This window comes from Actinobaculum suis, assembly GCF_900102025.1.
In the GTDB taxonomy this organism is placed as follows: domain Bacteria; phylum Actinomycetota; class Actinomycetes; order Actinomycetales; family Actinomycetaceae; genus Actinobaculum; species Actinobaculum suis.
In genome coordinates this window covers 1-24,093 of sequence record NZ_FNAU01000018.1, presented here as the reverse complement: position 1 = coordinate 24,093, position 24,093 = coordinate 1, and the positions used below count along the sequence as shown (strand labels likewise).

Sequence of the window (24,093 nt, the reverse complement as noted above, 5' to 3'; positions counted from 1 at the left end):
CCAGGCCCCAGACACCTTCGAAAAACACGCGTCAGCTACACTTGACCTTGCAGCATAAACACCACCCCCATGTCCACTTTCCGGGGGTCGGGCCCCCTCGCCGATGGGGTATGACACGATTGGCTCCACCTTCGAATTGGGCTACACCTGTGAGGACCCTCTAGATGTTGGAGATCCCGCGAGTGCGGGCACGCTGGATGCAGCGCGCATATACCGAGAACCCGGTGATACTCCGGGTGCGGGAGAAGTGCCCAACCCCTATTCAGTGAGGGTAGATAAGCAGCTCCAGACGCAGTCAGTGTTAGCGGAGAACGTGAAGCTTACCCGGATGCCGCTCGGTGCCACCTGTAAGGTGCAGGAGAAAGTTACCCTGCCGCCAAAGTACACGGATCGGAATGATCCGCTGTATTCCTCGATGGAAGCAGACCGGATCTTCAATTCGAATACGCAGTACACCGGTTACGGCGCGAAGATCACCTCTACGGAGGGGAAGAACGATCCGGCTACGGGTACGCCAATTCCAAACCCGAGTGAATACAATTCGGAGGCGGTGCTTACCGTAGCGCCGGCACAGGGCAATGCTTCGAATATCAACTCGCGCACCACATTCACCATGAATAAGGCGAAGATTAAGCTGCGCATGCGGGTTGAAAGCGAAGGCGGCACGCCGCCGGCCGAGGTATTGGGCAGTATTGAGAAGATTCCGGTGCAACTCACGTGCCGGTACATGTCTGACCCCGCGAATCCGCCGGAAACCCTAAAGGGAGTGCCTTTCTTCCCCGGCATGGTGATCTCGGACGTGGTGGGTGTTCCCGTCCACGCGGTAGATACGGGTGATCCTGCGGCAGGCTATATCGACTTTGTGCAGTCTGAGCAGAAGGCGGCTGCGGATCCCGCGCTGGGGCTGGAAGCAACAGCGCTCGACCGGCTAGCTACCTTCCCGGTAGGTACCCACTGCGTGATTTCCACAGATATTCCGGAAAACGCCGTGGGCTATGACCCGGTGGAAGACGGTCCTACCTTGGCGGAGCAGCTCGCCGGTACCGGCTGGACGCAGGCTAAGCAACAGATCAACTCTGATATGTGTGCAGGTGATTACCAGAAGTACCAGAAGGGCGGAGAATACTACGGAAACATGTTCCGGGCGGACGGAACACCGATTCCGGTAGGTGAACGCGGTAATACGCCACTCCCGCATTGCTCGGATAACTACACGTATCTGCACACTGGTGACCAGCAATGGGTAGAAAACCCCACTGCTTCCGGCGTCGAAATGCGCCTCGAACTAGTGGAAACCATCAAACGCCAGGAAAATACCGTGAATATTACGAACCTGGCAGGTGGTGACGCCGCTGGGGAGATTATGCGCCTTCCCACCCCGATGACGGGCACACTCAAGTGCACACCGCAAGGAGGAGCGGCGGGTGAGGAACTCTATGAGCGCACCTTCGAAATAAAACCGGGTACGCAGGACCATGCTCTGCCCGTATCCTTCACGGACGTGCCGGGCGATTCCACTTGCGAAGTGAGTCTGAACCCGTCTGCAGAGCTTGACGCGAACCCGAACTTGGAAGCCGTGCAATATCCAGCTGCCAAGCAATTTGAAGTCAAAGCAAATGATGTTGATATAACGCTGGAGACCGTGGCGAATTACAAGCGGGCGCCGCTTCCAGTTACTCACCGGTCAGTGGCCGGCGCCGGCCTGACCACTCCGGAAGGAGAAAGCAAGGTAGATGCGCAGGTCAAGCAGATCACGGCGAAGTGTAAGCGGCCCGATGGTAGCGAAGTCGATCCGATTAGCGTCGAGGTGACGAATGATCGCACCGATAATCCGGTGGAGAAGGTGCTCACGGAAGCTGATGGTCGCGGTCTGCCTTATGGCACGGTGTGTTCCTTCAGTACCGAATACCCGAATCTGCCGTCGGACGTAATCGGCAAGGCCGTTTACGATAACGGTTCTGTGGGAACACCCAGTGGCCCTAAGAATAGGGTTACCGTGGGCGATGGGGCAAAAATGAATATCACCTCTACCTTCGACAAGGTCGAAGCAAACATTATGGCCCGCGTTGCCAATGATGCGGATAACTTCAATCCCGCAGACTCTCCGTTTTTGCCTTATATAGATGATGCTGCCAAGTTGCGTTTCGAATGCCCCGGGCAAGAGCCGGTAGATATCTATGTCTACGATGCAGAACCGATTGATGTGCTGCCGGTAGATACGGATTGCACGGTTACCCTGCTCGATCCCCAGGCTGGAGGAGACGAAAGCGCCGGCGTCGTACCCTACACGGTTAGCACCGAAGTGGAGTTCTATGTGCAGAACCCGGGAGAAGCGAAACCCGCTTCGCAACCGGTAGCACTAGCACCGGGAGAAAGCTATACCTTCCGCTCGCCAGCGCAGGGAAGTCAAGGTTTCCTTTCCTTCCGCAACACGTTCTCCATTCTGAAGAAGGACGTCAACCTAAACGTGAGCGTGAACGCCACGGTGCCTACTGAAAAGCAAGGCACCACCACGGCCACCATTTGGGAGGCCGACGGCGCGGGCATGGAAGCGAGATGGGTACAAGCCCTCGAAGCTACCCCGGCCAGTGAAGCGCTCTGGCTCAGCTACCGTTGCTACTACAGTGAAACTCCGGGAGAGGCGCTTTCTCCCGAAAGGCTGTATAACCCGAGGAATCCGCTGCAGATCGCGGTAGAAGGTTCCCAGCGGCTCGGGGAGAATCTGAATGCCACCGTGCCGGTCACGATCAAGGATGTGCCGCGCGGCGCTACTTGCGAATTCCGCATTGCCCAAGGCGCACCTGACATGGCCTTCGCACCGATCAATGCGGAGAGCCCGGTAGCTGCGGCTGCCTGGGAGCTATTCGATGCGGCCAAACTGGATACCACAAACTCGCCTGGTTTCTACCACGGCGCCGATGTGAATCACAGTGCCGGCAATGCGAGCCCAGGTGTCTACACCATCAACGACTACGGCAAATCGGCCTTCCTCGCGGTGACTGGGGATGCCGCGCAACCATCGGAGATGAACTATAAGCTCACCTACGATATGTTGCCCGCCCAGTTCAACGTGAAGATGAAGGTGAAGGGCGACGGCGTGGCGCAGGTACTGCCCACCAAACTCCTAGATACCAAGTTCCGGTGCACGCTTAACGGCGTCCCGGTAACTTCGGGCCGTACCTATGAGGCAAATCCGGCAGGCGTATGGAATGACCCGCAGCAGACTCCGGAGAAACTGCTCGATACCGAACCGGTGGATCCGAACGGGTGGAGCACACTCAAGGCTTCCCGGTTTGCGGTCGGGGCGATTCCGAACCAGATCGCGGGTATTCCCGCGGGTGCGGAATGCGAAGCTTTCCAGACGGAAGCTAGCGCCCGGATTGACGATACAAGCTGGGTACCCACTTGGGAGGCGGGTACCGGCCCGATGTCTCGCGGCGTGGAATCCCGCGCGCAGTACACGGAGCTGGCCGAACCCAGTGGGGCCACGAGTGAAGCTAAGGGCGGCTACCTGAAGGGGCAGGACGGCCCGGTAATTAAGTTCAAGTTGCCGACCAAGGTTACGGCTCCGGCCGGGAATGTTCTTTGCGACGCATCCGCGGATGGACAAGGCAGCGGTGAAACCTGCGCCTCCGTATACGGAGACAAAGTGGGCCCGGTACCTCCGGTAGCGGAACGCTTCTACGGCACCATCACGCCGTGGAGTGAGTACACCTTCAATAAGACGCAGCTTGTTATCCGGAAGAGCTTCTCCGGCGACGGAAAAGAACTGGCTGAAAACAATGATTACCGGGTGCATTTGACCTGCTACCAGGATCCCGACAAGGTTATGGTGGGCGATGATGAGTTGCCCACAAACCAAGAGCAGTTCGAAAAGACGCTGGAGCTGAAGAAGAGCGGCAACCACACGGCTGTGTTCGAGTTGTTGGTCCCGGTTCATTACACGTGTACGGTGAGCGAATTTGCGGCTCCCACGTATGATGCCAAGGCGGAGACGACGTTCTCCTCGCCAAGCAAGATCAACGCTACGGAAACTCTGCCCGTAACCCCGCAAGATCCGGGCGTGGGGCAGGTGGCGCGGGCCGCCTTCGTGACCAACCCGGCCCTGGGTGGACGGGATGAGAACAGGGCACAACGCGTTACCGTGATCGATTCGAACAGCAAATACGAGCGTCTACGTGCCGCTTTGGCTGTGCTTATCGAACGTGACGATAAGAGCACCGACGGTGACTATGTGAACGTGGGGCCCGGTGTAGGCGTGGAGTCGTACGACGTCGAATATGACTGTGTAGACCCGTATCTGAAGGATGGCGACGGCCAACCGCGGCGCTACTCCGGCACCGTGCAGGCAGGAAACGGGCAGGGGCCCGTGGAAATCAAGCCCGCACCGAATCCGGAATACGACCGGTTTGATTCGAACAGCCCGCAATACCTGGATCTGCCGGCCGCGGCGAAGTGTACGATCACGCAGCAGTTCCAGCGGGCGGAAGGGCAAGCACCCGGGGAGGAACCGAAGAATCCGCTCGATGCTTATGTCTATTCCCCTGATTCGGGACGCCGTAATGTGCAACTCGATTCGCAGATCACGATTTCGAAGCTCGTCGATACTGAGCCGTACCTGATAACTGAGAAGGTACTTGGCACACAAGATGGACGGAACTTGGATAACGTGAATGCCCGCCCGCTTAACGAAAAGGAGCTCAAGCTCTCGGCAGGTGAGACTACCGCGGTGACCTTTGAGAACCGTTACCAGTTGCGGACTGCTAACTATTCCTTCGGTACCGTTTTGGAAGGTCTAGAAGGTCTGGCAGAAATCGACGGGCACCAAGTAGACGTTACGTCGTTACCCTTCAATTTCGATGTTTCCTGCGAGTACCCGAATATGCCGCAGAATTCTACGTTCGCGGCAAGTGGGGCGCCGCTCAATGAGCGGTTCGCGACGCACCAAAACCCGGCGCCGGAAAACCCGGACGCTAAGGCCGTTCCGGCTGACCAAGCGACAAATATGTGGACGAAACTGGTTCCGGAAGGAACGGCGTGCACGGTGAAGCCGGACTTTGGTGAGGATGCGATTGCGCAAATGCCAAAGGATATTGCCATGAAACTGGCTGGTGCTGGTTTCCGGTGGGATCCCACGGTGGTAACCAAGCCTGCGGCGTTGCGTGATGGAGCAGGAGATATCGTCCTGAATCCGGATCTTCGTGGCGTGGAACGCCAGCTGTTTACCGCCGCGGAAGCGCTCACTTTGAACGCGGATACACCGGAGCAAGTTATTGCGTACAAGCTTGCTTACACAGATGCTTCGGAACTGCCTATGACGGGCGTTCCGGGATGGCGCTTGTGCTTCCTGGCTCTCATGCTGGGGTTGGTGGCAGCCGCCCTGGTATTGACGTACCGGAGCACAACAGAGCCCTTGTGTGCCACGCGCACAAGAGCCAACACAAACTCGAGATCAACTTTTGGTAGCGATATCCGCAGCCAAAACCGGAATGAAAGGAAGCGTGAATAACCCGTTTGTTTTCAGATCGATGGGCGGATAACGCACTAAATAGTCGGTCCGCGCCGCGCGATGGCGAATATATAAGTTCCAAAAATCCACGGAAGAGGATGTTATTTATGAAGAAGACGATCAAGAGAGCGCTTGTGGCCCTCACGGCCAGCGCGGCGCTTCTGGTATCGCCGCTAGCAGCGTATGCTGCGCCACCTGCGGTTGATCCCAGCCCGGATGCCCCCTGGTCAGAAACCGGTAAGGCATACACGGGAAGCATTGAAGTACACAAGTACATGGCCGCTTCGGGCTCCCTGGAAAATGTAACCAACGACGGCACCAAGCAGAATGCTGAGGCTCTGGCCGGCCTGACACCGGTTCAAAATGTGGAGTACACGGTAGAAAAGCTTGACAGCATTACCTACACGGTGGTGAAGGAAGGCACTCCGGCAGAAGAAAAGCAGGAAACCTTCAACGTTGATGTAACGAACTTTGACACCTGGACCAAGATCTCGGGCCTGGTGAAGAAATTCAACGCGAACCCGAGTGCAGAAACGATCCAGCTCGATGCGAGTAACGTAGACGTTCCGGAAGGTTACACTCTTAAGGACGAACTGGCCACGCTCAAGTTCGTGGACGCAACGCCGGCGTCAGTCACGACGAACGAAAGCGGTAGTGCCAAGTTCGATAACCTGGCCCTCGGTCTGTACCGAGTGACCGAAGGTGATCCCGTAAACGCGCAAACCGCCTCCGGTAAGCTGGATGGCCTTACAGCTGCGGCTCCCTTCTACATGACGGTGCCGATTGCTCTCGCGAATGATTCCGATCCGGTAAACAACACCCAGTTCCTCTACGCGACTCACGTGTACCCGAAGAACCAGGTGGATACCGTCACCAAGAACATCTCCAGTGCTGCTAAGAGCTACCTGCCTGGCGATAAAATCAGCTACGACGTAACCGCAACCATTAATGCGTATACGGCCAATAATCTCCACGGATACGCGATCTACGATAAGCCCGCTCCGCATGGGTTTGCGGAGGTAGAAGCGGCGCTTGCTACGGGATCGCTTGACACGCAAGACGAGTCCCTAAAGGCCACCGTGGGCACGGTAGTGCTCCTGAAGGGCGATGGAAACGTTAGCGAGACCTTGAGCCTTGGTACGGATTACACGGTTGAACTCAAAGAGGAAATTGTCTTCGACCCAATGGTGAAGCCTGGTTCGGACCCCGGCAAGGTGATGCCACGGATTCAGGTGAACTTCACCGAAGCTGGTTTGGAAAAGATCGCAGCTGCCAAGCGTGCGGATCAGGGTGCGCAGGTGCGTGTAACCTACACGTTCACAATTTCAGAGTACGTTGGCAGCGGTGACGCGATTGTAAATAATGGTGGTTTCGTACTTGGCCGCCCGGCCGGTGTGGACCCCTCGACTCCTCCGACCGAGAAGCCAACCGACCCGAGTAAGGACCCGGTGCTGCACCTCAAGGACTTCACCTTGACCAAGGTTGATGCCGGAGATACCACCAAGAAGTTGGAAGGCGCCGAGTTCTACGTGTTCAGCACGAAGGAAGCAGCGGATCTGTGCGCCAAGGATACAGCGCAGTGCGAGACTTCTGAATCCCTCCACAAGACGATTGCCGCGCCCGCGGGAGCCTCTGACGGTATGGAGAAACCAGGAGCAGGCGGTGGTGCCGGACCTATCATGGTGACCGGTGCGGATGGAACTGCTAAGTCCAGCAAGCCTATCTCGGATGGAACCTACTACTTCGTAGAAATTAAGGCTCCAACGGGTTACGTGAAGACGCCTAACACGATCGCCATCAACTTGACGCACGTAGATGGTGAACCGGGCTATGCTGCAACGATCACGAACGTTCCGCAGCAGGACGGCGCAAGCTGGTTCGGCTTGCCCGCAACGGGTAGCACCGGCGTCGTGATCCTTGCGATCATCGGTGCCGTGCTGATCCTCGGTGGTGCAGCGCTCTTCAGCTACACCGCGAAGCGCCGCAAGGAACAGCAGCACAGCGCCTAGATTCGGATAATCACCGAAACCTGGTTCCGCAGAACTCCTGTGGTTCACCGGAACCCGGCTAGAGGCAAATAAATAACCGCTAACCGGCGGGTTGGTTGCCCCACACCGCTAGAGGGCTGAAAGCCAGCTAGCAACTTGTGGGCACCTGCCCGCCGGTCAGGCTTATCTGAGGCGGAAGATGGCAAAACACGATAGCTTTTCAGGAAAACACGGCCCTAATTCCCCACAACAACCCCCAGCAGATACTTTTTCTGCATGGTGGGAAGAAGTAACCCAAACTGAAACTTCCGCAGGCCTCGATCAAAGCGCCGGGACAGGCAGCGACACGGCGGATGGCGGCACGGGTAACGGCGCAGACGGTGGAAAGACCGCCGGCGGGCGGTGGGATAGATTCTTGGCTTCGAACTGGCCCCTCGCAATCGGTATTCTTATCGTTTTGCTCGGGGTGAGCATCATTGCGTATCCGGTGATTTCTACCGCTTGGAACAACAATTTGGACCGGCGCAAAGCGGAATTGTATGAGGATTACGTTAACTCCGTCCCGCAAGCCGAACTTGATTCGCAGATCGCGCGCGCCAAGGAATACAACAAATCTATCGACGGTAAACCGGTTCTCGAGCCCTTGCTTTCGATGGTGCGCGATTCCCCTGAATACCAGAATTACCTCACCTTATTGCCGGGTACCACGCATGCCATGGCCACCCTGCAAATCCCTAAAATCAACCTGAATTTGCCGATTTTGCACGGTACGGACGCGAGCACTCTCAACTTTTCCCTCGGCCATCTTTACGGTAGCGACCTGCCCGTGGGCGGTACTAACCGACATGCGGTATTTACGGGACATACCGGGCTCGTGTACGCCACCATGTTTGATCGGCTTACCGAACTTGAAAAGGGCGACGAATTCTTCCTCAACGTGCTCGGCGAAGAACTTGGCTACCGCGTGATCGCCATCGAAACCGTAGAACCCGATGACCCCTCCCACCTGGTTCGCGTGGAAGATAAAGACCTCGTCACTCTGCTTACCTGCACGCCATACGGCATCAACTCACACCGATTGCTAGTTACCGGTGAACGCATTATTCCCACTCCGGAGCATGTTCGCGTTAGTGGCATGGCTTGGGCATGGTGGATGATCCTGCTAATCATCGGGGCCATAATCGGGCTGTTGATAGCCGGGCGGCTTATCTGGTGGTTTATTAAGAGCCGCAAGCGCGCGAAAGAGGAAGAAGCTGCGGACGTGGTAGAGAACGAGGGTTCACCGGGGCAGGAGGGGCTGCCAGGCCTTTCCGAGTTAGCTGACAATACCTAGCCAAGTTAGAGGTAGCCCGCGTTTGGTAGCGCAGGCTATCCGCATTTGGTAGCGCAGTCTGGCCGCGTTTGGTAGTGCAGTTAGCCCGCGTTCGGTAGCGTAGCGGTATGGAGTACTTGCCGCGCACGCTGCCGGCGTCGCAATTTTTGTGGCGTTCGCTTTTCCTCGTACTTGGGTTGGCAGGTTCCATTCGAGTGTGGCAGCTCTCCCGCGCGAAAAGCGTGGAAATCCCGCCCATTCGCAGACAAAAAGTTGGGGTCCGAACCGGAAACCCGATCCGGACCCCTACCTGTAAGCAATGGAATCTATTTAGAAGACGCCGCTGTGCTTTTCACCGAAGTCGTTGGTGGTGATGTCCGCGGAGTTGAATTCAACTTCGTTCTCGAAGTTGGCATCACCCGGGTGCCCACCAGTTTGGGTGACCGTGATGGTGTTAGTCATCCGGTGGCCGCGGATAAGGCCATCGCCGAAGTGTAGGTTGGCAACCAGCACTTCCTCACCCGGTTCAATCGGATTGGACAGAGTGATCTCGAAAGTGCGGACGGAACGTTCCTTATCGAAGCCGAGATCGCGGGTGTATGCACCGTTGAACCAGCCAGGCGTCATGAACCGGTCAACGCCGTAAAGATAGTCACCGGGTTGTGCGGTGGTCTTCACCTCGAGCCGGAAAGTGGTGTAAGGGAAGTCCGGTTCGTAGCGTTTGGTGCCGGTGTTCTTGAGGCGAAGCGCAACGGCGCCGGAGAAACCGGTCGCCTTAGCAGTGGTAAGACGAGGTGTGAGCTCGTACTCGCGCGGTGCAGAAACTTCGGAAGGATCCTTGGCTTCCGCGGCCTTTGCTTCCTCTTCGGCAAGCTTGTTCTCAGCTTCCGGGCCAGAAACGATTTCCTCGGTTTCGACGGGCTCCACCACCGTGCTCTCGTCTACAGCAGAGTCATCGCCAACCACGTCACCGGCGTCGACGGTGGGGTTCTCTTCGACGGTGGGTTCGGTCTTGTTGTCAAGCTTCTCATTGATAACGTGGTCAACCTTGTTGTTGGCAACCGCATCATGGGATCCAGCTGCGGTGGAGTAAGTCTTGACCCTGATTTCCTTCTTTATGGGAGCCAGGGAAGACCACGGTGTGGGGGTAGACCAAGTGCCGTTCGGCTTGCAGTATTGCTGCGTGCCGTCCATGGAAATAGTGCGGAAACCGTAGGTGGCCTCACCGGTCTGGCCGGGGCTAATCGTGTAAGGCCCAATTTGCTGTCCCTGGGTCCAGCTAAGACTGTAGGAAGCGGAGGCGCCAAGAGACTCAGAGATAGACATGGTGATGCCGGTAGAGACAGACTCGCCGTCCTTGTTGTAGCTGCCGCCGAGATTAACTGAGGTAGAGGACGTGCGGTTACCGTTCACGCTAAGGGAGATAGATTGGTTCATGGACAAAGACTGCGACAGCGGAATGTCTTTGTCTGTCTGGTTGGTGGCGGAGATAGTACCTGCAGGCGTGAAATTATCCTTCACCTCGTACACAACCGTGCGGTAGTCTTCCCACGGATTGCATACAGGGTGTGGATTAAGAATATTGGCTTTGATGTGATCGGAACCGTGGTATGTGTGAACAATTGGGAGTTCCGGGTTGATTTTCGGGGTTTCGGCGTAATCGTCGCGTATGGTGGCTGCACCAGCCGTGGCGGGTATGGCGGCTACCAATGTTGCAGCTAGGAAAGAAGCTGCAAGCTTGGCGAATTTCATATATTTCTCCTGACAAGAATGCTTGCTTCGAAACAAGAGTTGCTGTTTCGGAAGGGGATGTAAAATTTGGCGCCTGCGAGAAAATCTACGGCGCGGGAAGTTGCCTACTGGCAGTAAGGCCAACCTAACCCAAAGAAGGTGACCGTTCAATGAATTTTGCGGCGCAAATTTCTTGAAAGTATAGGAATAAAAGCACTATCAGAGCCGCGTTTAAGGGATTAGTAAACGCGTGGAGCTGTTTGCGCAACTCCAGGACTTTAGTGCCAATCCGGCAGGTGGGTGGCGCTAATTAATGCACCTGCATGATTTGGTAATTAAAGAGCTTTGGCGTGCGTAAAATCACAGACGGCGAACGGTGGGCGAGAAAGTAAAAGGAGGCTCCTTTTTTCGTAGTGAATGCCGGGCAGTTTGTTTTTCGTAGTGAGTGTCGGGAGGGTTACCGCAGTTGCGCCTTTGGCAGTCATGCGAAGTGGGTGTAAATGGCAGCAGTAATGCCAACTCTCTAAAGGTGAGAGAGGTAGTTGCTCTATGTGTACGGGGACGGCAGAAACGGACGCGCTTTGCCCGTGAGATTGTCGCCTACCCAGGCAAGCATCATGGGTCTAGACCGAGTAATTAGGTGCGGCGCAGGTCCAGCCAGCGAGAGCGTGCACGACAGGAGGGGCGTGTTTGTCACGTAACGTCAGGTTGCGTGTTGCAAAGGAGGGGCTCTTAGTGACTCCCTAAGTGGTAGTGTTGGATACGTCACTATGTGTGGTGAAGTAGAGGTCCGGCACTAATTGCTGCCGCACTGGCTGTTGCAGCGGTGTCCTGCACTCTTTAATCTTGGGGAGGTCTAATGCGTCTGAAGAATGTGTTTACGCTTGGTTTTCTCGTCACTATCGTGCTGGCATTTTGGGTAATTATCTCATTTGCCAGGGATTGGGCGTTCTTTGACCCAATATCAATTTTGGGAGCAATAGTAGGGGGCGTTTTTGTAACTCTTGTAGCTAGAAAAGCGCTTGAGAGTGACTCAAATTTCCCTAATGGTCCTAGAGAGTAAATTGCGACACGATATCGGCGAGAATTCTTCTTGGTGACGGGGGCGTGCAAATAATGTCGGAGGCCAGAATTATGCTGAGAGTTAGTTTCACCGACGTCGTGGAGGTAGCTCATGGACATCGCAAATCGCGCAGAAACGTGGCTCAATAGCCTAAGCCCGCAAGCTCATTCACTGTGGGCAAAGTCCGGATGCGAGGACGCCTATCTGCGGCTTACGCAACACCTCATCGATACAGCTTGCGTGGCGGAGTGGCTGTGGGACAACTGGGTCTCAGATTCGTTGAAGCGGACCCTGGTTGCGATCTGGAAACTCGACGAACAGGACGTGCGGCAGCTTTATATTTTCTTTGCCGGGGTTCACGACGTCGGTAAGGCGACCGTCTCCTTTCAACGCATAGTAGAGCGGCGTCCAGATTCGTATTATCTACTTCGCCCGATTGAGGAGGCCGGGCTTTCACTTGATTGGCCACGAGGAGAGGGACCGGATATCAAATTTCCCCACGGGTTAGCTTCTGCGGTATTCCTGAGGCGTTGGCTACTAGCCAACGGACTAAAGAAGCCGATTGTTTCCTCACTGATCTCGGTTGTAGATGCTCATCATGGGTTCACGTCAGACCCGGTTTTGCTCGAGAGAAAAATTAAAGAACTTGAGGGACGCGAGTGTCGTTTCGACGACGTCGCCGCGGAGCTTATCGAGTCAATGGCGGATCTTACCGGTGTCGGTGAATCTCTAGGCAAACTGAAGAAGAAACCAGTAGCGGGTGCCCCTCAGCTTATGGTGGGACTTCTAATCATGGCAGATTGGATCGCATCGAATGAGAATGCGTTCCCTTACGGAGCGATCGCACCGCAGTCTGAGCGAGTAGCGGCGGGCATGGAGGCCATTAATCTCCCATTGCCCTGGACGCCAGTTGATCCTCCTGCCAGCGTGCAAGAGCTTTTCAATCGCACATTTGCTTGGGACGATTCGGTACAGGTGCGCCCGATTCAAGCCGTTGCTGTTGCGACTGCTCAATCAGCCAAAGGCCCAATGTTGATGATCATCGAAGCTCCAACGGGTGAAGGCAAAACTGAGGCCGGTCTGGCCGCGGCTCACGTCCTCGGGCATAATTCGGGTGCGCAGGGCGTATACGTTGCGGCTCCGACCATGGCCACCGCGAATGGGCTATTTGAGCGTGTTGTGGACTGGGCGAGGCATTCCTCGCGCGGCGGCAGTGTGGCGTCCATGTATCTTGCGCATTCCAAGAACTGGCTTTCTGAGCAATTCCAGCGGCTACGGTTCGGCACAACGAAAGAAAATGCGACGTCGTTAACGCGGGGCTCTGATAGCGAAGAAAACATGGGCGAGATCGTCGCGAACCAGTGGCTATCGGGTTCTCGCAAAGGCTTGCTTTCTGATTTCGTGGTGGGCACAGTCGATCAAGTACTGATGATGGCTCTCAAGGTGCGCTTCTCCATGCTTCGGCATGTGGCGTTGACTGGCAAAGTGATTCTCATCGATGAAGTCCATGCTTATGACGCCTACATGTCCCAATACCTATACCGGGTGTTGCAGTGGTGCGCTCGCTATGGAATGAGCGTGATTCTGATGTCCGCAACCCTTCCACCGGCCCAGCGGAAAAAGCTGGCGGCAGCTTATGGCTCGGCCGTCATGAGGGGAGCGCAAGATGCTGCGGACGTGCTGGACGTCAGTTCATACCCACTCGTGAGCGTGGTTGATGCCAATGAGGTACGGGCAATCCCGACCCCACCGCGGCCGGACGACGCACAGATCGCCGTCCATCGGATTGGTGATGACCTAGGCGTGCTTCGCCAAACGCTCGGCGAGCTTCTCGACGACGGCGGGGTCGCGCTCGTCATCTGCAATACTATTCGGCGAGCGCAGGAGGCATATCGAGAACTCTCTGCTGTTTTTCCAGGCGAGGTTGAATTGCACCACTCCGCTTTTATTGCTTCTGATCGCAGCGAGAAGGAAGACGCATTGCGGGAGCGGCTCGGTCCGCGTGCCCGGCGGGGAGCGGGCCGGCCGTGGCGGCAGATTATCGTGGCCACTCAGGTGGCGGAACAGAGTCTGGACATCGATGCCGACGTGCTGATTACTGACATTGCTCCGATAGATCTGATTATTCAGCGTGCTGGCCGTATTCATCGTCACGAACGCCCCCGGGATGATCGCCCCGTGAAACTCCGGGACCCGATGGTTTTTGTTCGTGGGGTTTACGACGAGGATGCTGTTCCGAGGTTTGATTCGGGAACCCAGCTTATCTACGGGGAAGCGATACTCCTTTCAACTATGGCTCATTTACCGGAAGTGATTCGGCGGCCGTCGGATGTCCCGGAACTGGTACGCAGAGTTTATGATGCCCAGCCGCACCTACCCGAGAGCTGGCAGGAGCGGTGGGACGCCGCTGTGAGCAAGGATGCGGAGGCAAGGGAGGAATCGGTAGGGAGAGCTCAAGCGTTTCTTTTTCCTTACTTGGCCGGAGCGTCGGATCTGCAGGATCTATTCAATATTGTTCACGATGATTCCCGTGGTTCGGTTGGTGAAGAAGCTGGCTCCGCTCAGGTGCGCGATACGGAGTTCAGCATGGAGGTCATTGCTGTGCAGGACACGGCTTATGGCTACCGCCCATTCGGAAACGATGACGACGGATCCGAAGTCCTCAAAGGTGTCGAACCTACCTATCAGCAGGCGATCAAACTTGCTGGCAGTTCGCTCAGGCTCCCAGTCCGGATGACGAAATGGGAGAGGGATTTCAACGTGGTCGTGAGTGAGCTTGAAACGCAGACGCCGGTGGAATGGTCGAACTCAGCTTTGCTCCGCGGCCAAGTAGCCCTTCGCTTTGATCGGTCTGGTCAGGCGCACGTGGGAAGGTTTGACCTGAGTTACGACAAGGAAGTGGGTCTAGTTGTGACTGATAAAGAAGCGACCTCGTACACTGAACGCACAACGGACGAGGAATCATGACATGACACGACGAGTTGAAGGGCAAGATGCCATGCATGGCGTGCATGGAAAGGAAGACCTCGCCGCGCGGGGAGGTGAAGCCAATCAATTGTATTTGAATTACAGAAACAGCTCATCCTTGCAACAGCAGGGAAATAACGGGATCAACTATATAGCTTTCGCTGGCTTAAGCCGAAGGTGGAGGGATGCAAGAATGTTCTCGAGAGCAGAAAGACCAAAATCAACTTTCTATAATTAAAACGAGTGCTAATGTTGTTGTAAGCAGAAACCATCTCTGTAACTGAAAGGAGGTCTGATGTTTTCACTACTCGACGAACCTTGGATTAAGGCCGTCGACGCCGAGGGGAACCAAGTTATGGTTGGTATCCGCGACGTGTTCGACGGCTCAAATGAGATTTCTTTTATTCAAGGCGACTCTCCCGCCCAGAACTACGCGGTGATGCGCTTGCTGCTTGCGATCTTCTGGCGAGCGCATCATCCCGACACGGAGGTAGATCCGGGCGAAGCGTTCAACCACGCCGAGTGGTTCGAGGATCTACGCGAGCAGCTTCAAGATTCCGGTAGGGACGAAGCGGTTCTTAACTACCTGAAGAATTATGAGGATCGCTTCGACCTTGTGGATGCCGAGCGTCCTTTCATGCAGGTCGCGGATCTTCATGTGAGTTCGGGCGAGGTCAAGCACGTGTCGACCATCGTCCCAGAGTCGCAAGATTCTTACTTCTCTATGAGGGCAGGCGTTGAACGTGACTCGCTGAGCATGGCCGAAGCTGCCCGTTGGCTCGTGTATGTACAGGCGTACGACTATTCAGGGATCAAATCCGGGGCCGTTGGGGATTCACGTGTCAAGGGAGGTAAGGGTTACCCGATTGGAACAGGCTGGTCTGGGATGACAGGCGGAACGCTCGTCGTCGGGGAGAATCTCCTAGACACCCTCATTCTCAATACCCCCAAAGAAACAATTCTCAGCGTCGAGGATAGGCCCGTGTGGGAAAGAAATCCCGATGGGCCAGATCAGCGATCGACTGTCGGGGAAAGTCCCTTTCCGCAAGGTGCGGCAGACTTGGCTACATGGCAATCACGCCGGGTGCGCTTGCATGTTGAAGACGACCGGGTGTGCGGCGTCGTCGTGTCGAACGGAGATCGCATCCCAGATGGCGGGGCGAATATATTTGGCGACCCGATGACACCGTACAGATACTCGACGAACAAATCGAAGAAGGGCAAGGACGTCTACTATCCGCGCCCCTACGACGTCGACCGGACGATGTGGAAGGCTTTTGACGCACTAGTCGTCGCCGAGACGGATGACGGATTCAGCGGGAAAGACAAGGCGCCGAAGCGTCCGAAGACTCTCGACAGCCTTGCGTTGCTTGCACGGGAGGTGGACGGTGTTCCACCTGTGTTGAATCTCGAGCTCGTTTCCATCGAGTATGGCCGCCAGGATTCATCGGTTACTACGACTTACGCGGCCCAGATGAGTATGCCGGTGAATGTGTTGATGGAAGGGTCAGAGGATTTGAGAATTCAAGTGCGCGAAGCTGTTTCCGTTGCCACGAAGGCCGCGGAAGAGCTCGGATGGTTCGTAGATAACTTGGGATTGGCTGCCGGCGGCTGCTACAAATCCAAGGATGAGGTTAGGAAGCGGAAACTTGCCAGGAAAGTGGCTACGGATCGGGTACTTGCCGCGTTAGAACCTCGATTCAATACGTGGCTTCGGGAACTAGCTGAGCTCACAGCGGAGCAGGCGAGCGAGCCTAACGAGGACCTCGATGAGCGGGTGACCAATTGGCAGAAGGTCGTACGTGACGCGATCGATGTTCAGGCGAAGATTGCTCTGCGTGGTGCGGGACCTAGAGCCTTTGTTGGCCGAGTTCTTGATCAATCGAAGGAGGCGAAAGGCCGTGTCGTCTCCGCCTACGACTATTACCAGCGCCTGCAGTGGGCGCTGGACAAGACCCTCCCTCGAACGCGTAGCGATAAGGGAAAAGCTAATCAGGACGATATGAAGGAGAACGCGTCATGACGCAAACACTTAGCGACGGCGCTAACGTGGCGCCCGAGAAAAACCATTTGAGATACGCGGTTTACGTGACATGCAAAAGGCTTCAGAACGGATATCTTGCGGACTCAAACTCCCCGGAGCATCACAAGGCTCGCGCTGACCTTGCGAAGTTGCGTCGGTACGCCAGTCTCGATATATCGAATAATCCGCTGGCTCTTGCGCAGGCACTCTTCGTGATGGAGGGTGAATTTGGTGAAAAGCTTGCAGGCCATGGTGACAAGCCATCACCATCTGAGCATGCGGCGTACATTGCATTGACGTTATTTGCTATTCACATGCAGTCAGCCTCGCAGGAAGTTTATCTGGATGATGTGAGCTTCGCGCAGGCTTGCGGCAATCTGTACCGAAAGCTAGAGGGATCTTCAGGTTCAATCAAGCCACGTATCGATGCTATGTTGCTTGCTGGAAGCGAGCGTGCACGCCTTGTTCACATCCGCTCGCTCATTACCATGATGCGAGCGCAGGATATTGGCTTCGATTACGGCCGGCTTGCGGTCGACCTTCGCACGTTGGCAAATCCGAAGAAACGAGCCGGCGTCCAACTTCGCTGGGGAAGAGACTTTGTCCGTGGAAGCTATTCCGCAACACCGACACCTGACCAAAAACATTCCAATTAACCAACAACCTATAGGAGATAGTAATGACACTCGTGATTGATATTCACGCGCTACAGACAGTGCCACCGAGCCTCATCAACCGTGACGATACCGGAGCGCCTAAGTCCGCCATTTTTGGTGGAGTTCCGCGTCAGCGGGTCTCATCTCAGGCCTGGAAGCGGGCGATTAGGCGGTATTTCGAGAATGAAATAGGTCCGGAAGCGATCGGCGTGCGTTCGAAGAATATTCCTGAGGTTATCGCGAAAAGGGTCATCGAACTTTCGCCAGAATTTGGGTTGGAAAAGGCCATTAAGGGTGTGGGCGATCTTTTTAAGGCTCCCAGTCCGAGTAAGAGGATCAATTTAGTTGAGCCCAAGGTTTCGAAAGATGGCAAGGACTCTGTACAGCAGTCGCCCTATCCCACAACGGCTGCGCTCTTGTTCCTGAGCCCACATCAGATTGAACGAGCAGCTCAGGCAATCGTTGACGCTGATGGTGGAAAAATCACTACAAAAGAGGCTGACGACATTCTTAACACTGAACACTCTATTGATATGGCGATGTTTGGTCGGATGCTGGCCGAAGCGCCCGCCTTCAATGTCGACGCCTCGGTGCAGGTTGCGCATGCTATCGGCGTCCATGAGTCAGAACCGGAGTTTGACTACTACACGGCGATCGACGACGTCCTCGAAGACGCCGAGCAGATCGGAGCGGGGATGATTGGCACCACCCAGATGATGTCCTCAACCCTGTACCGGTTTGCCACGGTCAACGTTGAAGGCCTTGCAACAAATCTTGGAAATGCGGATATGGCGAACGAGGCGGCAGTTCTTTTCGTGAAGGCGTTTGTGGAGTCCATGCCCACCGGCAAGCAGAATAGCTTTGCGAACAATACCCTTCCCGAACTCGTCTACGTCGCGGTCCGGAACACAAGGTCCGTCTCGCTCGTTAACGCCTTTGAAGATCCGGTGGAACGGAAAGACTCCACCCGCCGTCGGGCAGCAGCCGAAGCTCTCGCGCAGGAAGCTCGCGACATCGAAGAAACGTATGGCATGAAACCGCTTGGAGCGTACGTTCTCGCAACGGGTGGATTGGGTGAGCCGTTCTCCGGGCTCGCGGAAAACGTGACATTCCAGAAGCTTTCCGAGAAGGTTGGCGAGCTTCTTGCTGCAGCTAAGGCGGAATAGCGAATGCAGCATTCTCTACTCTTACTGCTCAAAGGGCCTATGCAATCGTGGGGTGACGAGTCCCGATACAAGATCAGGGCAACAGGTTCCACGCCGAGCAAATCTGGTGTGATTGGTCTGTTAGCTTCTGCGCTTGGTCGAGAGCGGACCGCTCCGTTGGATGATCTCGTGCGGCTTGATTTCGCGGTGCGGGTCGACCAGCCGGGTACATTATTGCGCGACTACCAGACGGCTCAGTACTGGCAGAAGAAGAAGCCGACCAAACCCGCCGAATTAGTAACTCGATATTTCTTAGCAGACGCGGCTTTCGTGGCCGCGGTTGGTAGCGAAGATAGGAGTGAGCTGGAAGGGTTTCAGCGCGCCCTGCGCGAACCGGCATATCCGCTATTCCTCGGCCGTCGATCATGCCCAGCACCAGCGCGGCTCGACCTTGGAATTATCGATGAACCGGTAGTCGAGGCCCTGCTTGAGCACGACGTCTGGCATGCAACCGCCGCATACAAGAAAGAATCTGCTCGGCAGGTGGAACTGCCTATCTACCGTGACGGCAAACCGGGTGAAATCGGTGTCGCGAGGCAAGATGTTCCCGTTTCGTTCGCTCAACGCCGCCGAGAGTATGACTGGCGCACGGTGGTCTTCGCTGGTTCGAAAACTATCCAGAATGGAGAAAGCCTGAACCGCGATCCGTTCTTCGATGAGGTGATTTCCTGATGTCTACCTTTACTCGAGTGCTACTTAATCCGGCACGCCGCCAAGGGCGAAAATACCTGACCAATCCACATGCGCTGCATGCTGCGGTGCAAGCAAGTTTCCCCAGCGACGTAGTCGTCAAGGATGAACGTATCCTGTGGCGTCTCGATCAGCGGGGGCATCAGCACACCCTCTATATCGTTGGCCCGGAAAAACCGACCGCTGCGCACATCGTGGATGAAGCAGGCTGGGAAGCCCGTCCGCAGGAAACTGCCGACTACGATCGGTTGCTAGATCGAATTAGCGAAGGTCAAGAATGGAACTTCGAGCTCTTAGCTAATCCGACGAAGACGATCAATCGGGGCCGGGCCAAGCGCGGCAAGGTTGTGGCGCATCTCAGCATTCCAGAGCAGACGAAATGGTTGTTTGGAAAGGCTGAATCGCTAGGCGTCGATTTCGGCTCGGCGGAGCAACCCAGCTTTCAAGTCACGGAGAGCAAGCCTCTCAACTTCGTCAAGCGGGCAGCCGACGGGAATTCGCAGCACCGCATACACTTGGTCACTGCTCGTTTTGCCGGAAGCTTGAAGGTCGTCGACGCGAATAAACTGCGTTATGGCCTGGTTAACGGGATAGGACGTGCCAAGGGATACGGCTGCGGTTTGCTCACACTCGCGCGAGGCCGCGTGTAATCATGGCGGATAATCCGAGTAGCACACCTATAGATCGCCTCTTGTTGACGAGGATGGAGAACAGGATCTCTTTTCTTTACGTCGAACGAGCGGTGATCAACAGGGATGGCAATGCTCTCACCATTCAGGATTCACGCGGAATCGCTCACGTTCCGGCGACCCAGATCGCCGTCGTACTTATGGGTCCCGGAACAAAGGTGACCTATGCGGCGATGGCGCTTCTGGGCGACGCCGGTACGTCAGTGGTATGGGTGGGAGAGAAAGGCGTTCGCTACTATGCTCATGGCCGGCCGGCTGCAAAGACAGCAAAATTCGCTGAGGCACACGCGAAAGTCTGGTCGAACCAGCGCTCGCGATTAAGATGCGCTCGGCGAATGTATGCTAAGAGATTTCCTGACGAAGATGTCGAAGATCTGACCATGGCGCAGCTTCGAGGCAGAGAAGGCGCACGGATGAAAACGATCTACGCCGTTGAGGCTCAGCGCACAGGGGTTCAATGGACGCGCCGGTCTTATGACCCGAACGATTTCGAATCGGGTGATCCGATCAATCGGGCGTTAACTGAAGGATCGGCGGCGTTGTATGGAATTGCCCATGCAGTGATCGTCGGGCTTGGTTTCATACCCGCACTCGGGATTATCCACTCGGGCACTGATCGTGCGTTCGTGTACGACGTCGCCGATCTTTATAAGGCAGAAATCTCTATTCCTGCTGCCTTTGAAGCGGTTGCGGAAAGCATGGAAGGCGACCAACTCAACGTGCGCAAACGTATCCGAGACAAGGTGGTTTCTGCGCGGCTTATGCAACGGATGGTTCGCGATGTTCAAGAGATTATGGATATCTCGGAAGACGACGCATATGTTGACGTTGACTTGTACCTCTGGAGCGATCTTGAAGTGATTCCTGCTGGAATCAATTGGGGGACGTGAGGTTGATAAGATGCTTGTTCTCACTGTGACCGCCGTGCCCGCAGGTTTGCGGGGTGATCTCACGAAATGGCTGATGGAGATCGCGCCAGGAGTGTTCGTGGGAACTCCCAGCGCGCGGATACGGGAGCAGATCTGGGCACGTACCGTCGCGCTTTGCAAAGACGGCCGGGCAATCATGGTCTGCTCTGCGAATAACGAGCAGGGAATGATATTTCGAACCCATCGGCACGATTGGGACCCTACAGACTTTGATGGTTTGACCTTAATGATTCGGCCAGATGCTGGGCAGAAGCATCCAACCAGTCAGCGAAGAACTGGTTGGTCGACTGCGAGGCATCAGCGCAAAAAGTATCGATAACTGCTGAACTGTTCGGACGTTCGAACCGGTGACAGCTCGCGCATCGTGGACTGTGTGCGATAGTGATGTGCAGATCGGATCGGGAAACGTTCGTTGAGTAACCTCCAGTTAGGCCGAAATAAGTTAGATGTACAATCGAGGAGCTGGCGGTATACGCACTGGTCAGCAAGTGTGCTCCCCGCGCAGGCGGGGATGAGCCACATTAGCGCTAGCCACCTCATTCGACGCAATACGTGCTCCCCGCGCAGGCGGGGATGAGCCGTGTCCCCGAGTCTTTTTCATCCTCGCTGTACTGTGCTCCCCGCGCAGGCGGGGATGAGCCCCGGTTGCGCTGCCTGGTGGTCCTGCACGGCTGGTGCTCCCCGCGCAGGCGGGGATGAGCCGGTCCTGACCCTCACCACTAGCAACCACATCCAGTGCTCCCCGCGCAGGCGGGGATGAGCCCTTTTCCCAGATGATCGTAACGCAACCAGCGGCGTGCTCCCCGCGCAGGCGGGGATGAGCCGAAAACGATGGCCACGCCTTGGCCTGTACATCTGTGCTCCCCGCGCAGGCGGGGATGAGCCGCATTGCCTTCACCCGCTTGCGCTTGTGCTTGCGTGCTCCCCGCGCAGGCGGGGATGAGCCCGCAAAACTATTAAAACCGGTTCCTGGTGAGTGGTGCTCCCCGCGCAGGCGGGGATGAGCCGGAATAGAACTCCCCAAAATCGAAACTTTATAGGTGCTCCCCGCGCAGGCGGGGATGAGCCCCCGCTGACGCGGCTTACCTACCCACCACACAAGTGCTCCCCGCGCAGGCGGGGATGAGCCCAGACAGCGGAATATAGGCTTCGCCTCCAGTCTGTGCTCCCCGCGCAGGCGGGGATGAGCCCAAGACGTCGCCTCATTTCCTATAGATGTGGTGGTGCTCCCCGCGCAGGCGGGGATGAGCCCGACTGGAGTCCTGCGAGATGGTGCGATCTTGGGTGCTCCCCGCGCAGGCGGGGATGAGCCCCATAACCGTGTATGAAGGTCCTTTCCGTGTGCGTGCTCCCCGCGCAGGCGGGGATGAGCCGGGTGGCGGTCGGTCGGTTTGGATGATTTCCAGGTGCTCCCCGCGCAGGCGGGGATGAGCCCGAAACATCCACAAACGAACTAGGCACGAGGCTGTGCTCCCCGCGCAGGCGGGGATGAGCCCCGCCAACCAGGCGGCAGAAAAAGTACCGCCAGGTGCTCCCCGCGCAGGCGGGGATGAGCCCAAACGGAATAGCGCAACCAGACACAATGAAAAGTGCTCCCCGCGCAGGCGGGGATGAGCCCAAACGGAATAGTGCAACCAGACACAATGAAAAGTGCTCCCCGCGCAGGCGGGGATGAGCCCCCACCGTTCGACCTTGCGCGTGGTGGCACCTGGTGCTCCCCGCGCAGGCGGGGATGAGCCCGGATGGAGGCAACGAGTTCATCGGTGTTTTCTGTGCTCCCCGCGCAGGCGGGGATGAGCCGAGATGGATGCCGAAAACCGTGAAAAGGTATTCGTGCTCCCCGCGCAGGCGGGGATGAGCCCCCACCGTTCGACCTTGCGCGTGGTAGCGCCTGGTGCTCCCCGCGCAGGCGGGGATGAGCCCTAAAGACGGTATGAGGATTACGTACGAATCCAGTGCTCCCCGCGCAGGCGGGGATGAGCCCCGCAATAGCTAACGGCAACGATTTTGAACAGGGTGCTCCCCGCGCAGGCGGGGATGAGCCCATTATTCCGGCCGGGGCTTACTGAGCTACCCTGTGCTCCCCGCGCAGGCGGGGATGAGCCGGTGGCGGCGCAAGAAGAGATTGCGAGTCTGCAGTGCTCCCCGCGCAGGCGGGGATGAGCCCCCGGGTAACCACTGGAGCGGGCGGCCTATCCTGTGCTCCCCGCGCAGGCGGGGATGAGCCACCTGACACGCGTAGATACGCCCGTGAGAGTGGGTGCTCCCCGCGCAGGCGGGGATGAGCCTCTGGGCTGGTGTAGTGGGGGCAATGAATTTCAGTGCTCCCCGCGCAGGCGGGGATGAGCCCCACAGCGTGCGTTCTTCCATGGTGGTGGGTGCGTGCTCCCCGCGCAGGCGGGGATGAGCCGAAACCTGAGCATACCTACAAGCAAAAAACAGGGTGCTCCCCGCGCAGGCGGGGATGAGCCCCAGTCCCTATTTACGCGCACGTCCTCGCCACTGTGCTCCCCGCGCAGGCGGGGATGAGCCCTTCGCAACACAAGCAAGAAAAGGCAAAACAATGTGCTCCCCGCGCAGGCGGGGATGAGCCCAAGGGGAATGCGGCCGCGGGCGCTGAGGAAACGTGCTCCCCGCGCAGGCGGGGATGAGCCCAAGGGGAATGCGGCCGCGGGCGCTGAGGAAACGTGCTCCCCGCGCAGGCGGGGATGAGCCCGGCATGCGGTCCCATACGGTCGATACGGCGTGGTGCTCCCCGCGCAGGCGGGGATGAGCCCCCCCCCGCCGAATCGATAATTGGGGGGGGGGCGGGTTCTAGGGATTGTTGCAACGCTCGATTCTGAGGAGCGTTATGAATAGGGAAGAACTCGCTGCCAGGCGTGAATGCTATTTCGATCTTGTGGCCTCGGGTATGAATTTCACTGCCGCTGCCCGCGCGGTTGGCGTGTCCAAACGTACTGGTAAGGTCTGGCGGAACGGGCGGACCCGTGCCACCGGGCGTAATGAAGCGCCAAGTGTTGATTGGTACCGTGGCGACATGCCACAACCTGCACCACTACACGCCCGCTATCTAAGCGAGGCTGAGCGCATACAAATCGCTGATCTGCTGCACGCGGGCTACTCCATCCGCAAAATCGCGGTCACGCTGGGCCGCGCCCCATCAACAATCAGCCGCGAACTGCGCCGCAACACAGAATTACTGGCCGCCACCTATCGGCCTTACCGGGCCGATCAACTCACCAAAGCCCGCCAACGCCGTCCCAAACAACCCAAAATCCTAGCCAACCCAGCCCTTTTTAGAGCCGTGAAAAACAAACTCGCTAAACACTGG

13 protein-coding genes, 1 pseudogene and 1 CRISPR repeat array are annotated in these 24,093 nt (G+C 56.7%); of the genes and pseudogenes, 13 read left to right on the top strand and 1 reads right to left on the bottom strand.

Translation table 11 applies throughout. The features are described 5' to 3' along the window. Positions 1-103 precede the first annotated feature (103 nt). The 3 genes and pseudogenes from BLT47_RS08275 to BLT47_RS08265 form a co-directional block, all read left to right on the top strand. A pseudogene (locus BLT47_RS08275) lies at positions 104-4,030 on the top strand (DUF5979 domain-containing protein); the annotation flags it as partial. 1,586 nt (positions 4,031-5,616) lie between these two features. Next, positions 5,617-7,518, top strand: coding sequence for a SpaH/EbpB family LPXTG-anchored major pilin (locus BLT47_RS08270; RefSeq protein WP_074663713.1), 1,902 nt, complete (start codon positions 5,617-5,619; stop codon positions 7,516-7,518). A 178-nt stretch (positions 7,519-7,696) separates the two neighbouring features. Continuing rightward, positions 7,697-8,830 (top strand): class C sortase, encoded by a 1,134-nt coding sequence (locus BLT47_RS08265; RefSeq protein ID WP_083330181.1) that lies wholly within the window; start codon positions 7,697-7,699, stop codon positions 8,828-8,830. Between the two features lie 309 nt (positions 8,831-9,139). Here BLT47_RS08265 and BLT47_RS08260 read toward each other — a convergent pair whose 3' ends face one another. Then, positions 9,140-10,339: a hypothetical protein gene (locus tag BLT47_RS08260; protein ID WP_218122565.1), complete on the bottom strand. Its 1,200-nt coding sequence runs from the start codon at positions 10,337-10,339 to the stop codon at positions 9,140-9,142. Between the two features lie 1,060 nt (positions 10,340-11,399). Here BLT47_RS08260 and BLT47_RS09205 point away from each other — a divergent pair. The 10 genes from BLT47_RS09205 to BLT47_RS08215 form a co-directional block, all read left to right on the top strand. Continuing rightward, positions 11,400-11,603, top strand: a complete 204-nt coding sequence (locus BLT47_RS09205) for a hypothetical protein (RefSeq protein WP_143021823.1) — start codon at positions 11,400-11,402, stop codon at positions 11,601-11,603. Positions 11,604-11,714: 111 nt separating this feature from the next. Continuing rightward, complete coding sequence (locus BLT47_RS08255; RefSeq protein ID WP_074663705.1) at positions 11,715-14,570, top strand: CRISPR-associated helicase/endonuclease Cas3; 2,856 nt, start codon at positions 11,715-11,717, stop codon at positions 14,568-14,570. A 295-nt stretch (positions 14,571-14,865) separates the two neighbouring features. Beyond that, positions 14,866-16,593 (top strand): type I-E CRISPR-associated protein Cse1/CasA, encoded by a 1,728-nt coding sequence (gene casA, locus BLT47_RS08250; RefSeq protein WP_074663701.1) that lies wholly within the window; start codon positions 14,866-14,868, stop codon positions 16,591-16,593. Then, the gene (casB, locus tag BLT47_RS08245; protein ID WP_074663698.1) at positions 16,590-17,249 is read left to right on the top strand and encodes a type I-E CRISPR-associated protein Cse2/CasB; all 660 of its coding nucleotides are present in this window, start codon (positions 16,590-16,592) and stop codon (positions 17,247-17,249) included. Before casA ends, casB begins: the two co-directional genes overlap by 4 nt. 23 nt (positions 17,250-17,272) lie before the next feature. Next, positions 17,273-18,415, top strand: coding sequence for a type I-E CRISPR-associated protein Cas7/Cse4/CasC (cas7e, locus tag BLT47_RS08240; protein WP_074663695.1), 1,143 nt, complete (start codon positions 17,273-17,275; stop codon positions 18,413-18,415). A 3-nt stretch (positions 18,416-18,418) separates the two neighbouring features. After that, positions 18,419-19,126, top strand: a complete 708-nt coding sequence (gene cas5e / locus BLT47_RS08235; RefSeq protein WP_074663690.1) for a type I-E CRISPR-associated protein Cas5/CasD — start codon at positions 18,419-18,421, stop codon at positions 19,124-19,126. Then, positions 19,126-19,794: a type I-E CRISPR-associated protein Cas6/Cse3/CasE gene (cas6e, locus tag BLT47_RS08230; protein ID WP_074663686.1), complete on the top strand. Its 669-nt coding sequence runs from the start codon at positions 19,126-19,128 to the stop codon at positions 19,792-19,794. The genes cas5e and cas6e overlap by 1 nt, the downstream gene beginning before the upstream one ends. Positions 19,795-19,796: 2 nt before the next feature. Next, positions 19,797-20,723, top strand: a complete 927-nt coding sequence (gene cas1e, locus BLT47_RS08225) for a type I-E CRISPR-associated endonuclease Cas1e (protein WP_049620051.1) — start codon at positions 19,797-19,799, stop codon at positions 20,721-20,723. Between the two features lie 10 nt (positions 20,724-20,733). Next, the gene (gene cas2e, locus BLT47_RS08220) at positions 20,734-21,081 is read left to right on the top strand and encodes a type I-E CRISPR-associated endoribonuclease Cas2e (protein WP_049620050.1); all 348 of its coding nucleotides are present in this window, start codon (positions 20,734-20,736) and stop codon (positions 21,079-21,081) included. 171 nt (positions 21,082-21,252) lie between these two features. Beyond that, positions 21,253-23,538: a CRISPR direct-repeat array (repeat unit 28 nt; unit sequence GTGCTCCCCGCGCAGGCGGGGATGAGCC). 75 nt (positions 23,539-23,613) lie between these two features. Further along, the coding region (locus BLT47_RS08215; protein ID WP_143021822.1) for a helix-turn-helix domain-containing protein at positions 23,614-24,093 on the top strand (480 nt) is incomplete at its 3' end.